This window comes from Rhodococcus sp. GB-02 (genome assembly GCF_053470465.1).
In genome coordinates, this window is sequence record NZ_JBPUKE010000002.1 from 971,221 (window position 1) to 989,486 (window position 18,266).

The 18,266-nt window shown below is 61.9% G+C and carries 15 protein-coding genes; 4 read left to right on the forward strand and 11 right to left on the reverse strand.

Features of this window, described 5'->3' with window-relative positions; translation table 11 throughout:
* Positions 1-23 precede the first annotated feature (23 nt).
* Genes ACSW29_RS17770 through prpD form a run of 3 tightly spaced genes read right to left on the reverse strand, consistent with a single transcriptional unit; the run spans position 24 to position 3,561 of the window.
* Positions 24-1,145 (reverse strand): bifunctional 2-methylcitrate synthase/citrate synthase, encoded by a 1,122-nt coding sequence (locus ACSW29_RS17770; RefSeq protein ID WP_448277879.1) that lies wholly within the window; start codon positions 1,143-1,145, stop codon positions 24-26.
* Positions 1,142-2,059 (reverse strand): methylisocitrate lyase, encoded by a 918-nt coding sequence (prpB, locus tag ACSW29_RS17775; protein WP_448277880.1) that lies wholly within the window; start codon positions 2,057-2,059, stop codon positions 1,142-1,144. The genes ACSW29_RS17770 and prpB overlap by 4 nt, the downstream gene beginning before the upstream one ends.
* A complete protein-coding gene (gene prpD / locus ACSW29_RS17780; protein ID WP_448277881.1) occupies positions 2,059-3,561 on the reverse strand; it encodes a 2-methylcitrate dehydratase PrpD in 1,503 nt (500 codons plus the stop codon). The genes prpB and prpD overlap by 1 nt, the downstream gene beginning before the upstream one ends.
* Before the next feature lie 167 nt (positions 3,562-3,728).
* On the opposite strand from prpD, the gene ACSW29_RS17785 reads away from it, so the two are divergent.
* Both ACSW29_RS17785 and ACSW29_RS17790 read left to right on the forward strand, forming a co-directional pair.
* Positions 3,729-5,150: a short-chain fatty acyl-CoA regulator family protein gene (locus tag ACSW29_RS17785; RefSeq protein WP_448277882.1), complete on the forward strand. Its 1,422-nt coding sequence runs from the start codon at positions 3,729-3,731 to the stop codon at positions 5,148-5,150.
* Between the two features lie 67 nt (positions 5,151-5,217).
* Positions 5,218-6,213, forward strand: a complete 996-nt coding sequence (locus ACSW29_RS17790; RefSeq protein ID WP_448277883.1) for an endonuclease/exonuclease/phosphatase family protein — start codon at positions 5,218-5,220, stop codon at positions 6,211-6,213.
* Positions 6,214-6,283: 70 nt separating this feature from the next.
* Here ACSW29_RS17790 and ACSW29_RS17795 read toward each other — a convergent pair whose 3' ends face one another.
* The 6 genes from ACSW29_RS17795 to ACSW29_RS17820 form a co-directional block, all read right to left on the reverse strand.
* On the reverse strand, positions 6,284-7,522 hold the full coding sequence (locus tag ACSW29_RS17795; protein ID WP_448277884.1) for a DUF222 domain-containing protein: 1,239 nt from the start codon (positions 7,520-7,522) through the stop codon (positions 6,284-6,286).
* A gap of 114 nt (positions 7,523-7,636) precedes the next feature.
* Positions 7,637-9,541, reverse strand: coding sequence for an alkyl/aryl-sulfatase (locus ACSW29_RS17800; RefSeq protein WP_448277885.1), 1,905 nt, complete (start codon positions 9,539-9,541; stop codon positions 7,637-7,639).
* 67 nt (positions 9,542-9,608) lie between these two features.
* Positions 9,609-9,920 (reverse strand): SHOCT domain-containing protein, encoded by a 312-nt coding sequence (locus tag ACSW29_RS17805; RefSeq protein WP_230815350.1) that lies wholly within the window; start codon positions 9,918-9,920, stop codon positions 9,609-9,611.
* A gap of 24 nt (positions 9,921-9,944) precedes the next feature.
* A complete protein-coding gene (locus ACSW29_RS17810) occupies positions 9,945-10,373 on the reverse strand; it encodes a DUF6325 family protein (protein WP_230815349.1) in 429 nt (142 codons plus the stop codon).
* Between the two features lie 70 nt (positions 10,374-10,443).
* Positions 10,444-11,715 (reverse strand): MFS transporter, encoded by a 1,272-nt coding sequence (locus ACSW29_RS17815; protein ID WP_317825723.1) that lies wholly within the window; start codon positions 11,713-11,715, stop codon positions 10,444-10,446.
* 45 nt (positions 11,716-11,760) lie between these two features.
* Positions 11,761-12,756 carry an aldo/keto reductase gene (locus ACSW29_RS17820; protein ID WP_230815345.1) on the reverse strand — a complete coding sequence of 332 codons (996 nt, stop codon included), beginning with the start codon at positions 12,754-12,756 and terminating at the stop codon, positions 11,761-11,763.
* Positions 12,757-12,857: 101 nt separating this feature from the next.
* On the opposite strand from ACSW29_RS17820, the gene ACSW29_RS17825 reads away from it, so the two are divergent.
* Positions 12,858-13,415, forward strand: a complete 558-nt coding sequence (locus ACSW29_RS17825; RefSeq protein WP_230815343.1) for a TIGR03086 family metal-binding protein — start codon at positions 12,858-12,860, stop codon at positions 13,413-13,415.
* Here ACSW29_RS17825 and ACSW29_RS17830 read toward each other — a convergent pair.
* Both ACSW29_RS17830 and ACSW29_RS17835 read right to left on the reverse strand, forming a co-directional pair.
* A complete protein-coding gene (locus ACSW29_RS17830; RefSeq protein WP_448277886.1) occupies positions 13,412-14,686 on the reverse strand; it encodes an alkaline phosphatase family protein in 1,275 nt (424 codons plus the stop codon). The genes ACSW29_RS17825 and ACSW29_RS17830 overlap by 4 nt on opposite strands.
* Positions 14,683-16,371 (reverse strand): alkaline phosphatase D family protein, encoded by a 1,689-nt coding sequence (locus ACSW29_RS17835; RefSeq protein WP_448277887.1) that lies wholly within the window; start codon positions 16,369-16,371, stop codon positions 14,683-14,685. The genes ACSW29_RS17830 and ACSW29_RS17835 overlap by 4 nt, the downstream gene beginning before the upstream one ends.
* A 190-nt stretch (positions 16,372-16,561) precedes the next feature.
* Here ACSW29_RS17835 and ilvD point away from each other — a divergent pair, with 190 nt between their 5' ends.
* On the forward strand, positions 16,562-18,256 hold the full coding sequence (gene ilvD / locus ACSW29_RS17840) for a dihydroxy-acid dehydratase (protein WP_448277888.1): 1,695 nt from the start codon (positions 16,562-16,564) through the stop codon (positions 18,254-18,256).
* Positions 18,257-18,266: the final 10 nt, after the last annotated feature.

The following is an 18,266-nucleotide window of genomic DNA, read 5'->3' on the forward strand; positions in this document are numbered from 1 at the left end:
TCATGCCACGACTGCCAAGACTGTCATGCCACAACGGTCCGCTGCGGCACACCGGAGTACTGACTCAGCGGCCTGATCAGTGCGTTCGACTGCCCCTGCTCGATGATGTGCGCCGTCCATCCGGTGATGCGGCTCATCACGAAGATCGGAGTGAACATCTCGACGTCGAAGCCCATCAGGTAATACGCAGGGCCCGTAGGGAAATCGAGATTCGGCTTGATTCCGGTTGCACTGACCATCGTCTTCTCGAGGATCTCGTACATCTGCACCCACTTCTCGCCGTCCGTCGCTGCCGCCACGTCGAGGAGCGCCTGCTTCATGGTCGGAACACGCGAATCACCGTTCTTGTAGACACGGTGTCCGAAGCCCATGACCTTCTCCTTGGCAGCCAACTTCTCCGACATCCAGGCTTCCGCGCGGTCTGGGTCGTCGATCTCGAGCATGTCGTGCATGACAGCTTCGTTTGCGCCGCCGTGCAGCGGGCCCTTGAGCGTGCCGATCGCAGCCGTCACTGCGCTGTATATGTCCGAAAGTGTGGACGTCACAACACGAGCGGCGAATGTCGAGGCGTTGAAGGAGTGCTCCGCATACAGGATCAGCGAGACCTCGAAGGCCTTCACGATCGCCTGCTCCGGAACAGCACCGAAGCACATGTTCAAGAAGTTTTCGGCGAAACCCAGGTCCGACTGCGGCGCGATGGGATCCTCACCACGCCGGCGGCGGAAATCGGCTGCGACGATGGTCGGCAGCACGGCCGTCATCCGCAGTGCCTTGGCTAGATTGGCCTTCTCGGAGTTGTCGTCCTCCGCCGGATCCTCAGCGCCGAGGTAGCTGATCGCCGTACGGACCACATCCATGGGGTGGCAGTTGTCCGGCATCTTGGTCAGGAGCGAGAGCAGCGATCGATCGGCACGACGGGCCGCACGCTCACGCAGGCAGAGTAATTCGAGCTGCTCGGGAGTCGGCAGTTCGCCGTGCCAGAGCAGGTGCGCAACTTCTTCGAAGCTGCAGTTCGCGGCAAGGTCCTGCACTGCGTAACCGCGATACGTCAACGAATTCGTCTCGGGCACTACCTTGGAGATAGCCGTCGTGTCGACGACAACCCCGGCCAAGCCCTTGTAGATCGTCGGAATCTGTTCGGTCATGTCCTACTCCCCTCCAAGCTGAAATTGAAAATGCCACTGTCGAATTCGTTGTAGCGCTCGTACTCGAGAATCTCGTACAACCTGCTGCGGTGCTGCATCTCACCGAGCAACCCTTCTTGCGTACCCTCCGCAAAAATCTCGCGCAGACCCTTTTCGATAGCGAACATCGCCAACCGAAGAGTGGTCACGGGGTAGATGACGGCGTTGAAACCGATCTCTTCCAACGCCTTCGCCGAAATGAGATTCGACTTCCCGAACTCGGTCATGTTGGCGAGCAACGGAGTGTCGACTGCTGCGCGGAACTTCTCGAAGTCTGCTTCGGTGGCAAGAGCTTCGGTGAAGATCAGATCGGCACCGGCATCCGCGTAGGCCTTTGCTCGCTCGATCGCTGCGTCGATACCGTCGATTCCGGCAGCATCGGTGCGCGCGCAGATGACGAAGTTCGGGTCACGACGTGCCGAGGCTGCAGCACGAACTCGGCGAACCATGTCTTCGGTAGGCACGATCGCTTTGCCGTCGAGGTGCCCACAGCGCTTGGGGTTGATCTGATCCTCGAGGTGCAGACCGGCTATACCGTCGTCCTCGAAGATCGTGACCGTGCGGGCAGCACTCATGGGTTCACCGAAACCGGTGTCGGCATCGATCAGCGTCGGGAGGTCGGTGACCCGCGCGATCTGCTTGCTGTGGGCGGCGACCTCGGTCAACGTGGTCAGCCCGATGTCGGGAAGCGCCAATCCGGCGGAATACGCACCACCCGAAACGTAGACACCTTCGAACCCGATTTCCTGAATGAGCTTGGCTGTCAACGGATTGATCGCACCGGGGAGTCGTTGAATCTTTCCGGACGTCAGCCCGGCCCGGAAGGCAATCCGCTTGTCGGCTGCAGACGTCGATGCGGCAATGAGGCCCGTCATCAGAAGAGTCCCTTGGCGACCTTGGGGGCCCGAGTGAGAACGTCTTCGGAAACGGTGAAGGTCAGCTGATCGAGTTCGCCTGCCTTCAATTCGGCGGTGCGCTGTGCCGCGTCGAGGAAGCGATCCTGTTCGCTCGGCTCGATGACGCCCTCGGCGAGGGTGCGGAACTTCGCGACGTACTGATCGCGAGCGAACGGACGTGCGCCGAGCGGGTGCGCATCGGCCACCGCAAGCTCGTCGACGATGACCTCGCCGCTCTTCAAGGTGATCTCGGCGCGAGCACCGAAAGCCTTCTCGTCGGGATCCGTCGAGTGGTACCGGCGTGTCCATTCGGGATCTTCGCGCGTGGAGATCTTGTTCCACAGCTCGATCGTGTCGGGGCGCTGTGCACGCTCGGGCGCGTAGGAATGCTCGTGGTGCCACGTACCGTCCTGCAGCGCAACGGCAAAGATGTACATCACCGAGTGGTCGAGAGTTTCACGCGATGCGGTGGGGTCGAACTTCTGCGGATCGCCGGATCCGGTGCCGATGACGACGTGGGTGTGGTGGCTGGTGTGCAGGACGATCGAGGCGATCTGGTCGAGATCGCCGACACAAGAACGCATCCGGCGAGCTAGGTCTATCGGCGCCTGGCTCTGGTATTCCGCGGAGTGTTCCTTGGTGTACGAGTCGAGGATGGCGCGCTTCGCCTCACCCGAACCCGGAAGCGGAACGTGATACTCCTTGTCCGGACCACCTAGCAGCCAGGCGATGACGCCGTCTTCGCCTTCCCAGATCGGTGAAGGTGCACCTTCACCGCGCATCGCACGGTCGACTGCCTCGACGGCAACCTTGCCGGCCAGCGCGGGCGCGTATGCCTTCCAACTGGAGATCTCGCCCTTGCGGGACTGCCGTGTCGCCGTCGTGAGGTGCAGCGCCTGACCGATTGCCTGGTAGACCGTCTCGGTGTCGAGACCGAGCAAAGTTCCGATACCGGCGGCGGCTGAAGGGCCGAGGTGTGCGACGTGGTCGATCTTGTGCTCGTGCAGGCAGATAGCCCGAACCAGGTCGATCTGAATCTCGTAGCCGGTTGCCAGACCGCGAATCAGGTCCTTTCCGTCACGGCCGGTGTGCTGAGCGACGGCGAGGATCGGCGGGATGTTGTCACCGGGGTGCGAGTACTCGGCGGCGAGGAACGTGTCGTGGAAATCTAGTTCACGAACCGCGACGCCGTTGGCCCAGGCGGCCCATTCAGGCGAGAACGTACCGGGGATACCGAACACGGTGGAGCCTGGCGTATACGGATGCGACTGTGCTTGCGCCCGCGCATTCACCACGGGACGGCGCACCAGGGAGGCGGCAGCAACCGCCGCGTTGTCAATGATCCGGTTGACGATCATGTCGGACGTGGCATCGGTGACGTCGACGGAATCCGTCGCAACTTCCGCGATCTTCCACGCGAGGTGGTCTTCCTTGGGGAACTCTTCGGCAGAGCGGTGGGTGCGTACGAGATGCGTCTTCATCGATCCTCTTCTCACGTGCTTCGGTATCTATTTGCACGCTACGCAGCTCGTTCACCTCGGGATAGGCCCTCGCAATTGCCTATTTGTGCAATAGCGATCCTGCAATGTTGCGAATGTTGCGAATGGCTCCTCGGTAGGGTGAACGCGATCGGCACCGAGGAGATTCGATGAAGAAGATGTACGCGGGAGCACGGCTGCGACGACTGCGAGAAGAACGAAACCTGTCACAGTCCGCACTGGCAAAGGCACTCGAACTCTCCCCCAGTTATGTCAATCAACTCGAGAACGATCAACGACCGCTGACGGTCCCCGTCCTCCTCAAGCTCAACGCCGAGTTCGATCTCGACGTGCAATTCTTCGCCTCCGATTCCGACGCACGCCTGGTTGCAGACGTTCATCACGCCCTGGCCGAAACCTCGGAATCCGGGGACGTATCGCTGGCGGAGGTGGACGAATTGGTGGCCCGAATGCCGGCAGTCGGACGCACCCTCGTGATGTTGCACCGGCGCCTTCACGCCGCAACAGAGCAGTTGGACCAATTCTCGACGCAGTTGTCCGGCGAGACAGCATCTGATGTGTCTTTGGTGCCCATGCCCTACGAGGAAGTTCGGGACTTCTTCTACGACCGAAAGAATCACATCGCCGTACTCGACGACGCTGCTGAGCGGATGTTCGTGGACAACGGATTGTCCGTGGGCGCAGTAGATCTGCAACTGGCACGACTGCTTCGCGATCAGCACGGCGTCACCGTGACGATCCGCACGGACGAACCAGACAAGCTCGGCCCCAAGCGCTTCTACGATCCGGACAAGTCGATCCTCACCCTGGCGCGGCGTCTGTCTGCAGGACAACGCGCGTTCCAGATCGCGATGCAGTTAGCCTTCTTCACACAGGCCGAGGTGATCGATACCCTTGTCGCCGAGGATGAATCGTTGAGTTCCGAGTCCGCAGCACTGGCGCGAATCGGACTCGCGCACTACTTTGCCGGCGCACTGCTACTCCCGTACACCCAATTCCTGGAATCCGCCGAGGCCCTGCGATACGACATCGATCTGCTCAGCCTCAAATTCGAGGTCGGCTTCGAAACCGTCTGTCACCGGTTGTCCACCCTCCAACGACACGGCCAGCGCGGCATTCCCTTCTTCTTCGTCCGAACTGATCGCGCCGGCAATATCTCGAAGCGTCAGTCTGCTACCGCTTTTCACTTCTCGCGAGTTGGCGGCAGTTGCCCGCTGTGGGTCATCCATGAGGCCTTCGCGAGCCCCGGACGCATCCTCACCCAGGTTGCGAAGATGCCCGACGGCCGGACATACCTCTGGGTGGCGCGCACTACCCACAGCGGCGGACTCGGATACCTCGCACCGGAGCGGAACTTCGCCGTCGGGCTCGGTTGCGACATCGGCTACGCCGATCGCATGGTCTACTCACACGGAATCCAGACGGACGACCCCGCGACCATCGTGCCGATCGGGGCTGGTTGCAAGGTCTGCGACAGACCGGCGTGCTCTCAACGCGCGTTCCCCCAACTCGGCCGCTCGATCTCCGTCAGTGAGAACAGCAGCAGCCATCTGCCGTATCCGCAACAATAGGGCGCAAACAATCGGGCGCACCGACTCCACCTGCGGTTCCCCTGAGCTACGACGCTCTTCTGCTTCCATGGACGTCATGCAACCCGATACCGTGACCCCTCGTCGACTGGTTCTTCGCCGCCTTTCGGCCGTGGTCGGTGTGGCCGGAATCGTGACTGGTGTGGTTGCCTTGATCGCAACTCAGCTGGACGTCGATCACAACATCGTGATCGTTCTGGCGTCGGTGGCACCCTTGTTGATGATTGCTCCGCTGATCGGTGCCGTCGTCTCGGGTATCGGGCGTCAGTGGATCGTATGCGCCGCATCCCTTGTCGTCCTTGCACTGTTCGGATGGTCTGTGAGCCCGCTGTACATCGGCGGAACTGGGGAGTCGACGTCTGCGAACGGTCCATCGATTCGGTTGATGCAGGCCAACTTGATGGTCGGTGCAGCGGATCCGGAGTCGCTTGTGGCGATGGTCCGCGAACGCAACGTCGACGTGGTGACGGTCCAGGAGTTGACGTACCAGGAAGTCGAAGCGCTCGAAGCCGCCGGGCTTGAAGAGGTTCTGAGCCACCAGTTCCTGATCCCCTACGCCGACGGCGGTGGCGGGGCCGGAATCTACAGTCGCTTTCCGCTCTCCAATCCACGTAGCCTCGACGGGTTCTCACCCGAAACGCTGTCCGCAGAGCTGAATGTCGGCTTGGCGCAGCCAGTCACACTATTCGCCGTGCATCCGGCACCTGCGTACATCTCGCCGGCTTCGGTGTGGGCGGCCGAGCAGCGAAGGCTTGGGTCTTACATGGACGAAGCCGCCGGGATGGACAATGTGATAGTCAGCGGCGATTTCAATGCGTCGTACTCGAACAAGCAGTTTCGGAATCTCCTCAGAAACGGATATACCAGCGCCGCCGATCAATTGGGTTCCGGTCTGATCCCAACCTACCCGACCGACAAGTCGTATCCGGCGATGGTCGGTATCGACCACATCATCACCAAAGGCGCTGTGGTGACGTCCCTCGAACGGATCGAGATCAGGGGATCCGATCATCACGGCCTGATCGCCGACATCACGTTGTCTTGAGTAAATACTGGATTGAGCGAGCACCGGGGCACGACTGTGCCCCGGTGCTCGCGTCTTCAGTTGTCGCGGTTCACGCCGCTGTGGGTGGGCTGTTCCCGCCGATCGGCTGCTGGAACGGATCAATCGACATCGGCGGATAGAACACCGCCTTCCGATCCTGGCCGATCTCCACCCGCCATTCCGTGTGGTGCAGCGTCCGATGGTGGTGACCGCACAACAAGATCAGATTGTCGAGATCTGTTGGGCCACCGTCATTCCAGTGAACAATATGATGGGCATCGCACCACCCCGACGGTGTCCCGCACCCTGGGAACGCGCACCCACCATCCCGAACTGCCAACGCTCGCCGCTGCGGAACCGTCGCCGTTCTCGCTTCCTTACCGCAGTCGAGCGGAACACCATTCTCGTCCAACAAGATCCGCGTCACGGTGCAGTCGCAGGCGAGCATCCGGGCAGTGTCGAGACTGATCGGGCCCACCCAATCCGTCCACGCAAATCCGAGTTCCTCCGTCGACGGCAGGAGGTCTTTCAAAGCTTGCAGATCGGTCATGTCTTTCGCCGATGCGGTGACCGTGATGTGTGGTTTCACCCCGCCCTCGATCGGACCCAACCCCGCCCGCTCGTACCGGCGCAACAACTCACAGAACCCGTCCGCACGTCGTAGTGCCGGAGTGCGGGTGTCCTTGACGCCGTCCTTCTCCGGCGTAGGCGCAGACAGACTCGACAGCAACGTGATCAACCGCGCCCCGTTCACAGCATCCAAATCACCCTTCACCGTGACCCGTCCGTACAGGCCTTTCGAAGCGTAGAACTCGTTCCGCTCCGAATCCTCCCCGACTGGGACGCCGTCCTCGCGTTTTCCGTACTGCTTCTCGATCCGGCGGATCGCCGCCCGCACCGCATCACAATCGGCAATGTTCTTCGACGCCAACGACAACAAGATCCCGCGAGCTTTGTCCACATCCGCTGGGGTCATGTTCTTCGGCGGATGCTGACAAAACGACGCCACCTGCCGCGCCTTCAACGCATCAACGTCGCCCCGGTGAAACGCATCCGCGACAACAGGTTCGAGCATCAACAACCGCGCCAACCCGACCAGTAAGCTGCACTCACCGATCTCCAGATTCGTCGAACCGTGCAACCACTGCGCGATCGCCCGAAAACCCTTCCCACCGAGAACATCCCGGGAAAACATCTCCACGATCAGCAACACCATCCGCGACTGTGCTTCGTGCCGGACACGCACCAGATCCAGAACCTCACCCTTGAGGTCCTCACCATCCAGCTGCCACGCGTCCCGACTGTCCATACCGAAAGCTTAATCGAACACACTTTCGATAGCCAGAGACAAAACAGACAACTTCAGGAGCGCCCAGAACTCGAGACTCGGTGAAATACATCATCATTGAACCGTCCCACGCTGCTAGGTCGGAGTGACCATCGCAAAGTTCGGGTCCGGCTCGTCGAGGTACCCGGCAAGTTCTGCGAGCTTCGCCGGGTCGCCGGCAACCGAGATAGTTCCATTCGCAATCTCGGCACCCAAGTCCGCACCACCGAGCAGCACACCGAGTAAGTCGCGCCGACTCAGAGCAAAGGTCGCATCCACAGACCCTGCTCTCTCGAGTGGATCGATATCGAAATGAATCAGAACTCCGTTGCTGAGTTCCGTTCGATGAACGATGTTTTCGTCAGTGATGTTCCAATCGATGACGATGTGCGATCCCGCTGCGCGCACTCCGTCCACGCGCAGCGATACTGCATCGAAGACTTGACTCACCGACAGCGCTGCGGTGATGTCGGGCGCCGCGGCAACCGTGGGTGTTCCCACCGAGCCGTTGCGCAGTTCGTATGCACCGGTGAGGTAGAAGTTCCGCCAGGTGCCGTTCTCGGCGCCGTACCCGAGTTGCTCGAAGGTATCGGCCTGTAGGTTCTTGGCCTCGACGTTGTCCGGTTCAGCGAACACCACGTAGTTCACCACCTGGGCAACCCAGCGAAAGTCGCCGCGCTCGTATGATTCCCGAGCTTTCCGTAACACTTCTGCTGATCCGCCCATGAACTCCACGTGACGCTTGGCCGATTCGACGGGTGGATGCTCCCACAGATGCGCAGGGTTACCGTCGAACCAACCCATATATCGCTGGTAGATGGCTTTGACGTTGTGACTGACCGAACCGTAATACCCATGCGTGTGCCAGGCCTGCGCCAAAGCGGCTGGCAGTTCAATCGATTCGGCGATCTCGAGACCGGTCCACCCCTGATTGATTCGACGAAGTGTCTGATCGTGAAGGTACCCGTAGAGGTCGCGCTGCAATGACAGGAACTCGGTGAGCCGCTCCGTCCCCCACGTCGGCCAGTGGTGGGACGCAAACACGACATCGGATCGCGAGGCGTAACGGTTGATCGATTCCGTCAGGTACGCAGACCAGACGTGAGGATCTCGTACCAGGGCACCGCGAAGTGTGAGCAGGTTGTGCAGATTATGAGTTGCGTTCTCCGCCATGCACAGTGCGCGCAAATCCGGGAAGTAGAAGTTCATCTCGGACGGCGCCTCGGTGCCTGGGGTCATCTGGAACTCGATCCGGACGCCGTCGATCGTCTCCGTGTGCCCTGTCTTCGAGATCGACACCGTCGGCGAAATGAGCGTCGGCGTGCCGGTTGAGGTGGTCTGCCCCAACCCTGCTCCGACGGCACCGCGAGGACCTCGGGGTAGTGCAGCCCCGTACATATAAGCCGCGCGTCGAGCCATTGCCGTTCCCGCATAGACGTTTTCCTCGACAGCATGCTCCACGAGTCCAGTGGGGGCTACGATTACGCATCGCCCGGCAGCGACGTCGTCTTCGGTGGTCACACCTTTGACCCCGCCGAAGTGGTCGATGTGCGAATGCGTGTAGATCACCGCGACTACTGGTCGATCACCACGGTGCTCCCGGTACAACGCGAGCCCGGCGGCAGCGGTTTCCCGGGAGATCAGTGGATCGATGACGATGATTCCGGTCTCTCCCTCGATCAACGTCATGTTCGACAGATCAAGTCCGCGAATCTGATAGATCGAATCCGTCACCGCAAAAAGTCCTTGCTTGGCGACCAACCTCGACTGACGCCACAAGCTCGGATTGACCGTTGGCGGGCAGTCCTCATCAAGGAAAGCGTAGGAATCGTTGTTCCACACGACTTTCCCGTCCGAATCGGCAACCAGTCCCGGATCGAGCGCGGCGACAAAACCTCGCTTCGCATCGGTGAAATCGGTGTCGTCGGAGAACGGCAGAGTCTCGGCGACTCGGAAGTTCGCCGCTTCGATTGCGGCCGATGCTGCGCGGGGGTCGATCATGAGCCAGCCTTTCATGCAGAATTACGGCAATGCCGTATTGCCGTTCGAATGGAGGAAAACAGCAGGGCTAGCTCAGCAATTGCGCCTTTGCAGCCGCAAACTCTGCGTCCGTCAACAAGCCGGACTGATGCAGCTGCCCCAGTTCCTGCAATTTGGAGACCAGATCGTCGGCGCCGGAGGGGGGAACGGACTGTACGGGAGCGACCTGGGCCGGCGGGGCCTGTTGCTGCTGGTACTCCTGCTGCTGATCGTCAGCCTTGCGCTGGCTCCGTCGATCCATGGCGTTGGACGTCGCTTTTGCGGTTCCAGCCACTACCGCAGTGCGCGCTACCGTGCCGAGCAGTCCGGGCCGCCCTCTGCGTCCACCTCGAAAAACCATGCCGAACTCCTTAGATGATTGTCGCTACTGAAATGCTGCTTCGACCGCTGCGACGACTACCTCGCGCGGGATCTGAACGTGTAGGACTACGTCGCCGCCGCCGCCGCGAACCGTCGACGCGAGTTCACGCGCCCACGTCTGCTCGTAGACGATGACTGCGGCGGACGTGCCTGGTTCGAGTGACTCGCGGACCACGTCCAGATCCTCGTCACTGATCAATGCCTTGGCTTCGATGGACAGTATCGCCAGTCCGATGTCGGTGAGATCTTCGTCGACGTCGATCTGCGACACCTGTCCGTCTGCGTCCTTGGCGATGTAGACGAGGTCGAGCAGAGTGACAAAACCTCGTTCCACCACGTTCTGCAGCGCGGCAACCGCTTCGGGATCCACACTAGAGCCTGGGAATGCCAGCACCACGAGCTCGACCGGTCCAATGTTCATTGCGTCGTTCATCCATCAAGCCTGGTGGCTCGGACGCTTGGGAACCTCACCCGCAGGGGATGAATTACCCGATGCGATCGAGTTATTTGTTGCGACGAATGACTTCACGGATCGGGCGTACGTGTACGCCTTCTGCTGCGAGGGCGCGCCGGGCTTTGCCTCGGGTGACGAGCACGCCGACGATGCCGAGAACCCAGACCGGATATTGCACCATCCAGGCGACGCGGAAACCGTCGAACGTGTATCCGCCCATGTGTCCGAGGATCACGCCCATCACTTGAATCACGATGAGCGAAGCGAGGAATCCGCCGATGTTGACCATGCCTTGCGCTGTGCCCATCGCCGAACTCGGATTGGACGTGCGCGCGTAGTCGAAGCCGATCACCGAACCCGGCCCGCCCACCGAGATGACGACCACCAGGATCGTCAACAACCAGAGCGGAGACGGTTCACTGCGTGAAAGAACGATCGTCCACATGAGCGCGCTGGCCACCATGATGGTGAGAACCAACCACGATCGACGCATAGGATAGCGACCGGTGAGGATGCCCAGTATCGGACCGGCCACGATTGCCGAGATGACCGACAACGTCAGCAATGAGCCGACCGTCGCAGAATCGAGGCCTTGAGCCGATTTCAGATACGGCACACCCCACAGCAATGCAAAGGTCGTGATCGAGAACTGTGTCCCCATGTGACTGAAGAACCCGAGACGTGTGCCGGGCCGCATCCACACCGTCTTGATCTGTCGCCCGATCTCCCTGGCGCCGGCCGGAACGGCCACCACTTCGGCGCCCGGAGGAGCGTCGCGGATGACGCTCAACGCCAGTGCAAACGCCAACAGTCCGACGGCGGCAGCGCTGCCGTAGGCAAAAGTCCAGCCCGGACCGGACAAAATCAACATGAACGGGAGCGCAGACATCACCTGGCCCAGCTGACCGAGGATGCCCGTGAACTGCGAGACCAACGGCACCTGCCGGGGCGGGAACCACTGCGGCACCAACCGCAGCACCGAGATGAAGGTGAGTGCGTCGCCGGCGCCGACGGCAATACGTGCACCGATCGCGACGGGCAGCGATTCGGTGAAGGCGAGTGCCAACTGCGCGGACATCATGATGAACGCACCGACTGCGATCATGATCCGCGAACCGTAGCGGTCGAGGAGGACTCCCGCCGGAATCTGCATACCGGCGTACACGACGATCTGCAGCACGACGAAGCTCGACAGAACGCTGGGGGAGATCGAGAACCGATCAGCAGCAGACAGACCCGAGACACCGAACGAAGTGCGGTGAAGCACGGCGATCACGTAGGCAAAAACACCGACACCCCAGACCAACCACACTTTTTTCATCGGGTCTGTATGTTACTCCTGTCTTTCGCAAGGCTCAGGACATGATCATTCGCGACCCTGTGACACCCAATTCAAATCTGCTGAACGGAACCCTTCGGTGATCGCGGCGAGTGAGTCGAGGCGCGCGATCTGGTCTTCGCTCAGAACGATGTCCAATGCTCCGGCGTTCTCCGTGACGCGGGCAGCAAACCGAGTGCCGGGAATCGACACAGAAGGCAATCCGAACTGACGGCCCTTGGCGTCGAGCCATGCCAGGGAAACCTGTGCGGGCGTCGCGCCGAGCTCCTCGCCGACAGCACGGACCACGTCAAGAACCTTCTGATTAGCAGGGAGCGCGGAGTCCGAGAAGCGCGGGAAGCGTCGGCGTAGGTCGTTGTCACCGAGCGTCGCCGCATCGAACGATCCCGCCAAGAAGCCTCGGCCCACAGGTGAGAAGGGCACGAATCCGACTCCGAGTTCCGCGGCAGTCGGCACTACTTTGTTCTCGACGTCCCGGCTCCAGATGCTCCACTCCGACTGGATCGCCGCGATCGGATGCACCCCGTACGCACGACGCAGTTCGTCACCGGTCGCTTCGGACAGGCCGATGTTGCGGACCTTGCCTGCCTTCACCTGCTCGGCAATCGCGCCGACGGTGTCTTCGATCGGCACGTTCGGGTCGACCCGGTGTAAGTAGTAGAGGTCCACGTGATCGACGCCGAGTCGTCCCAGAGACTCGTCGAGTGCCTGCGGTACGTACGCCGGGTCTCCGTTGATCCCGCGCTGACCGTTGGCGATGTTGCCCACCAACCCGAACTTCGTCGCCAACTGCACCTCGTCTCGACGGTCTGTGAGAAGTTCTCCCACCGCACGCTCACTCGAGCCCTCGCCGTACACGTTGGCGGTGTCGATAAACGTGATCCCGATGTCCACCGCATGGTGCAACGTGGCGAGCGCCTCGGCCGGATCAACGGGGCCGTAGACAGGGGCGACGGACATCGCGCCGTATCCCTGGGCACTGACGGTGAGACCTTCGGCCAGAGTGACGGTGGGGACGGTCATGAAATCTCCTCGATTCGGCTAAGCGACAACCTTGACAGTCTTCACCGAATCGACGCCTCACGCACCGATTAACGTCACGCTGATCGGGTTACCCTCGAGTGATGGCATTCGATTGGCTCGAACTCGTGCTCACCGCCCACCGCGAATTCGGTTCACGACTCGCCGCAGTCGAGGACTGGAACGCACCCACGCCTGACTCCGACTGGCAGGTCGAACACCTTGTTCGCCACGTCATCGAGGAGCAGCAGTGGGTACCGCCACTCCTGGCCGGACTGACTGTCGGCGAGGCAACTCCGGACATCGTTCCCGTCGGGGACGATCTGTGGACGGAATGGCAGAAGTATTCCGATGCCGCCATCAAGGCGTGGAAATCGACGGACCTCAGTGCCCACGTTCACCTCTCGTACGGCACGGTGAAGGTGGAACCGTATCTACGCCAACAGACCTCGGACGTCACGATCCACACCTGGGATCTCGCGCGAGCGGTCGGCGCGGACGAGCGACTCGATCCCGACCTCGTCGAGGCCGTCTGGTCCGACCTCGACGGGCAGCGCGACATGCTCGCCGAGAGCGGGCTGTTCTCCGCTCCCGTCGAACTTCCTGACGATGCGTCGTTGCAGGACAGGCTGATTGCCCTGACCGGTCGCGACCCTCGCTAGACGTTCAGCGACACACCCGCTGTGCGGGCGACGCCGTCCCAACCACCGGCAGGTGCACCGAGGCCGAGCAGAGCCGCAACCGTCGGCGCGACGTCGATCGTGCGAGCCTGCGTGTCGATCTTCCGTCCGCCGTCGAGAGCGGGATGCCCACCACTGAGGAAGAACGGGATGGGCAGTGTCACGAAGTGACCGTGGTTGCCGGGAATCGGGTTGGACAGTGGAGTCGGATCACTGAATCGCCAACCCTGAGCGCAAAACGCAACGACGTCACCGGCATTGGTACCGAGATCGAATTCGGCCGGAAGGTGGCTGGATTCGACGCCGTCGACTCCGTCCACGATCTGCTGAATCCGGCTGACGGCTTCCACCCGTTCGCCATCGGGTCCGATGAAGTAGATCAGGTCTGCGCCACCGTTCTGGGCGATCCGAATCTTGCCTGCCAGCAACGGGTCCGCGTTCAGCGGTCGATCCAGGCCGATGAGCCTCGCGGGCTCCGACCAGTCCATGGAGTGGTCTGCCAACACGATCAGAATGCTCCGATTCCAACGACCGGTGTCGTGAAGAAAGTCGACGAAGCGGCGAACCTGGTTGTCGGTGTTCTGAAGTGCGGCGGTGCGGGCGATACGGATGGACGGACCGGACAGATCAAGGTGGCCGACACGATCGACGTCACCGAGATTCGTGAACGACAGTCGCGGCGAGTTCCCGCCGACGATACGGATCAGGGCGTCGATCGTGAAGTTGTCCGGCGCATGCTCTGTACCAGGAACAAGCGGCTGAGGATCCCACACCAGTGAGGCGCGATCACCGAACAGCCCGTGCAGGTAGCGCTTGGACAGCACACTCGCAGTGGTCAATCCGAGTTCGGTACGCACCCGATCCAGAACCGTCGAGGTCTGCAGGTCGGAAGGCCGATCGAGGTCGCGCTTCTTGTCGACGGCGGGATCGTAGACGGAGTTGGCCGGCACTCCCGAACGCGCCGGCAGCACTCCCGTCATCATCGCCGTGTGGTTCGGCAGTGTCTCCGCGATCGTGATGGCGCTGGCATCCGGGTAGTGGATACCGCCGGCCGCAAGCCCGGTGAGCGTCGGTGTGAGCTCCGATCGCAGCTCGTCCGGCCGCATGCCGTCGACGACGACGACATGCACGTCCAGGTCTGGGATACCAGCGCTGGTGGGCACACTCGCGCGAGCGGGTGTACCGAGCAATGCCGTTCCCGCAACAACACTTCCACCGATCAGAACGCTACGACGCGAAACTTCGATGCTCACTGGTCGACTCCTGGTCGGTACGAGGCCTGATCGAGGGCGGCCGAGGTGGGTGAGACTCTACTGCCCGCGCCTGCCGGTAGTCGGTAGCTCACGGCGTAGTGCGCGTTGCTCTGCGGATTGGTGAGATCGTCGACGTAGTACCAGTCCATCTGGGTACCTTCGCGGGCGATTTCGAAGACGCCATAACCGTGCGAATCCAGTTCGACGTACCGCACATGTCGGTTCACGGCCTTGAATGCCTCTTCTGCCGCAACGGTTACCGTGCGCGGCGGCACTTTCAGCATGTCGTCGATGTTGGGCGAGGTCACCGACGGGACGACGAACTCGGCGCCGACGGTCGTCCCACCCGGATAGTTGGCGGCGTTGGTCGGTAGGTCGCAAGCCCACGACGTGTGGATGTCACCGGTGATGAAAACGGTGTTGTCCACACCGTTCGAGGTGATCGCGTCGAAAAGCCTGGTGCGGTCGGCGGTGTACCCGTCCCACTGATCCGTGTTGTACGGGACACCGGCCTGCGGCACTCCCACCAGTTCGGTCAACGCCGCGGTGGTCGCCGGCTCCAGCGGCGGGAACACGCACGGCGTGATCATGACCGGATTGCCGACGATCTTCCACTGCGTCGGGGAGGTGACGATTCCGTTGGTCAACCAATCCATCTGTGCGCGTCCGGTAATGGTGCGCGACGGATCGTCGACCTGCTTCATCGTCGGCTGCTCGTCACGGTAGGTACGCAGATCCAGCATCGAGATCTCGGCTAGATTCCCGAAGCGGAACCGTCGATACAGCTGAACATTCGAACCACTACCCGACGGCCGGACGGGCATCCACTCGAAATATGCCTTGGCCGAGTTCGCCTTTCGATCAGCCCAATCGCCTTCGACACCTGGCGTGTGGTTTTCGGCGCCGTCCAGGTACGCGTTATCAGCCGATTCGTGATCGTCCCACGTGGTGATGAACGGGAGCTTCAGGTGGAGTGCTGCCAGATCCGGGTCGGTCTTGTACTGCGCGTGCCGAATTCGGTAGTCGGCCAGCGAAATGATCTCGTGGGCCGGCTCGTGAAGGCGAACGGATCCGTTTCTCGCGCCGTACTCCCCCTGCCCGTACTCGTAGATGTAGTCACCGAGGTGGATGATCGCGTCGAGGTCTTCGCGAAACGCGAGGTGACGATAGGCACCGAAATACCCCGCCTCCCAGTTGGAGCAGGACACCACGCCGAAGCGGAGACGATCAAGATCTGCCGAGATCGACGGAGCCGTGCGGGTGCGGCCCACCGGAGAAACGGCCGAACCCGCAGTGAATCGGTACCAGTACGTCGTCGACGAATCGAGGCCGGTGACGTCGACCTTCGCGGTGTGATCGAAATCTGCCGAAGCAGCAACACTTCCGGACGCAACGACGCTCGCGAACCCCTCATCGGTCGCGACCTGCCAGTTGAGCGTCACCGCCGGCCCGACGCCGGAACCGGGCGTCGCGTCTGCCGTCGGGGTGATGCGGGTCCAGATGATCACCGCATCCGGCAACGGGTCGCCGGATGCCACGCCGTGCGCGAAGCCCGGGCTGCCACCCGGAACCTCGGCACCGGCGTGGCTCGCCGAAGCGACACCGAGACCTACTGCGCCGGCGAGGGCCGCCGATCCCTGCAGCAGGCCGCGTCTGGATATTCGATCGAAGGCATTCGTGTGCACGCTAGGAGTGAACCCGCACCTGAACAGCCGTTCAAGAGAGCTTCGGGATGTTCACCCAGGCTTCGCCTGCGCTTCTCTGGAAGTTTGATCGAGTCGATCCCGTTCGCAACCGGTAGTCGGACGACGTTTGTGGGCAACTCGAGTCGCTCGTCTGCCGGAAAGACACCCCGCTGACGCCTATGCTTGGAAAATGACCGAACCCGACATCAAGCCCAGAAGTCGTGACGTCACCGACGGACTCGAAAAGACCGCAGCGCGCGGCATGTTGCGTGCAGTAGGAATGGGCGACGACGACTGGGTCAAATCGCAGATCGGCGTCGCCTCGTCCTGGAACGAAATCACGCCGTGCAACCTGTCCCTCGATCGCCTGGCCAAGGCCGTCAAGGAGGGCGTACGGGAAGCCGGCGGGTTCCCTCTCGAATTCGGCACTATCTCCGTTTCCGACGGCATTTCGATGGGTCACGAGGGCATGCATTTTTCCCTCGTCTCTCGCGAGGTGATCGCCGACAGCGTCGAGACCGTCATGCAGGCCGAACGCCTCGACGGATCGGTTCTTCTTGCCGGGTGCGACAAGTCGTTGCCCGGCATGATGATGGCGGCGGCCCGCCTCGACCTGGCCAGCGTATTTCTCTACGCCGGCTCCACTCTCCCTGGCATCGCGAAGCTTTCCGACGGCAGCGAGCGCGAAGTCACCGTCATCGACGCGTTCGAGGCCGTGGGCGCCTGCTCGCGTGGGCTGATGAGCCGCGCCGACGTCGACACCATTGAACGAGCGATCTGCCCGGGCGAAGGCGCGTGCGGCGGCATGTACACCGCAAACACGATGGCCAGCGCCGCCGAGGCCATGGGAATGTCGCTGCCCGGCAGCGCTTCACCACCCGCACCGGACCGTCGCCGAGACGGATTCGCCCGCGAGAGCGGCAAAGCCGTGGTCGAACTCCTGCGTCGAGGCATCACCACCAGGGACATCCTCACCAAGGAGGCGTTCGAGAACGCCATCGCGGTGGTCATGGCTTTCGGCGGTTCCACCAATGCGGTGCTCCATCTCCTCGCGATCGCGCACGAAGCGTACGTCCCGCTGACGCTCGACGACTTCGCTCGCGTCGGCGCGAAGGTCCCGCACCTCGCCGACGTCAAGCCCTTCGGAAAGCACGTCATGACGGACGTCGACCGTATCGGCGGCGTCCCCGTCATCATGAAGGCATTGCTCGACGCGGGACTCATGCATGGAGATTGCCTGACCGTCACCGGCAAGACCGTGGCGGAGAACCTGGCGCACATCACCCCGCCTGATCCCGACGGCAAGGTTCTGCGGGCGATGAACAAGCCCATTCACCCGACCGGAGGCATCACGATCCTGAAGGGGTCGCTCGCTCCCGGCGGAGCAGTCGTTAAGTCGGCCGGATTCGAATCCGACGTATTCACCGGAACTGCACGGGTTTTCGAACGCGAGCGCGCCGCAATGGACGCACTCGAAGACGGAACCATCACTGGTGGTGACGTTGTCGTCATCCGCTACGAGGGCCCGAAGGGCGGCCCCGGAATGCGCGAGATGCTGGCGATCACGGGCGCGATCAAGGGTGCGGGTCTCGGCAAGGACGTCCTGCTGCTGACGGACGGACGATTCTCCGGCGGCACCACCGGCCTGTGTGTCGGACACGTTGCGCCCGAGGCCGTCGACGGCGGTCCCATCGCGTTCGTTCGTAACGGCGATCAGATCCGGCTCGACGTGGGTACCGGACAACTCGAATTATTGGTCGACGATTCCGAATTGGAAGCCCGCAAGAAGGGCTGGGAGCCGTTGCCGCCTCGCTACACGCGCGGTGTGCTGGCCAAGTACTCCAAGCTCGTGGGATCAGCCTCGGGTGGAGCAGTGTGCGGCTGATCCCAGCCCG